This is a genomic window from Enterococcus sp. PF1-24 (genome assembly GCF_029893325.1).
GTDB lineage: Bacteria > Bacillota > Bacilli > Lactobacillales > Enterococcaceae > HY326.
In genome coordinates, this window is the sequence record NZ_JARXWL010000068.1 from 1 (window position 1) to 1635 (window position 1635).

2 protein-coding genes are annotated in these 1635 nt (G+C 30.2%); both read right to left on the reverse strand.

What is annotated here, in order from left to right; genetic code table 11:
* Positions 1 to 150: 150 nt before the first annotated feature.
* The gene (locus tag M2139_RS14220) at positions 151 to 729 is read right to left on the reverse strand and encodes an NAD(P)H-dependent oxidoreductase (RefSeq protein WP_280739516.1); all 579 of its coding nucleotides are present in this window, start codon (positions 727 to 729) and stop codon (positions 151 to 153) included.
* A 34-nt stretch (positions 730 to 763) separates the two neighbouring features.
* Positions 764 to 1381: a TetR/AcrR family transcriptional regulator gene (locus tag M2139_RS14225; protein ID WP_280739517.1), complete on the reverse strand. Its 618-nt coding sequence runs from the start codon at positions 1379 to 1381 to the stop codon at positions 764 to 766.
* Positions 1382 to 1635: the final 254 nt, after the last annotated feature.

Genomic DNA, 1635 nt, shown 5'->3' on the forward strand with positions numbered 1-1635 from the left:
TAAAGGATTTCGAGATGTCTTGTCTATTTTTGAAACAAAAAAATAGGTGCTAGTGACTTTTTTTGTCACCAACACCAGATATTATAGAGCCAATAAAAAAAGAAAGCTATCTTAACTGCTAACAAGGTTAAGATAGCTTTCTTTTTTGCTTTAGTTGATTGCTTTTGGTAATTGCGTTAAAAAGGCCTGTCTTTGTTCCAGCGTTGAACTATTTATTTTATCCATATTGATCCATTTAGCATTTTTAATGCCTATACCTTTTAAAGTTGATTTAATTAAAACTTTATTGATGGCATTGCCCCCAAACCATTTTAAATACCAAGTCGGTGCTTTTGATGTAGTGATTACAGTAGCTTTAGTAATATTCGTCAACTTACCAGCCACGCCCGTTTTAGTATCTATATAAGCAAAGTGATTAAGCAGCACTTTATCAATAAAACCTTTTAAAATTCCTGGGGTATCATACCACCAAATCGGAAAAATAAAAATTAATTCACTACAATTTTGCAGCTGCTTTTGATAATTAAGGATTAAAGGATCTAACGCTTTTCCTTGATGAAAGTATTGCAACTCTTCTTCCGTATAAACAGGATTAAAGTGATCTTTATATAAATCAATTACATCATAATCTTGTTTTCTTTCCCGCAAAGTTGCTGCCACTTGTGTTAAAATCGCCTGATTATAGCTTTGATCATATGGATGGGCATAAATAATCGTTGTTTTTTTCATAATGATAAATTCCTTTCTTGATAAGTTCAGCTATTTATTTTTCAATTGAAGGCTTATTTCCTTTTGTATATATTTGCATCATGTTTTCTACTTGCTCTTTAATCAAGTCTTTTGAAGTAAAAAAAATATTATTCTCACTACCAATCATTGCCAAGCCACTAACGTATGCCCACAAATGGAGTAAATGTTGCCCTCGATTCCCTTCAATATGATAAAAATCTAAGTAATCATAAACTTCCTTTTTAAATAGTAGAAAGCCACTCTGTTGTTTTGAAAGGTTAATTTCATTTGAATCAAAAGCGACGGGTTCCATAAAAGTGCTTCGAAAAAGAAAATCATAGTAATTAGGGTATTCTTTAGAAAAATAGACAAAATTAACGCCCATTTCCGTTAACCTTTCCTTAGGTGATACAACCTCTTTGGCAACAGCCAAATAATTATTAAAAAAAGCGGCTACTTCTATAAACAAAGTTTCCATTAATTCTTGTTTATTTTTAAAATGTCGATAAGCAGAAGGATTACTAACGCCACATCTTTCAGTTACTTTTCGTAAAGAAATTCCTTTTAGTCCTTCTTCTTGAATAATATCCAAACCTTGCTTAACCATCGCATTTCTTAAATTGCCATGATGAAAGCTTTTATGTTCTTTCATATTAAAACTTCCTTTTCAATTGAATAATTAAAATCAAGCAAAACTCACTAGCTAAATATTTTGCTTTAAACAGCCTTATATTAACAGCGTTAACAATGTTAATACAATTAACATTTTAATCTATTAATAAAAAGAAAGCAAACTTTTTTAGCAAAAGAAAAAAGGGGCTGTGACATAAGTAAATTATGTTCGTAGTTTCAAAAAAAAGAAATTCTATGAAAACCATTATGTTTTTGTGGGATTTCTGTTTTTTT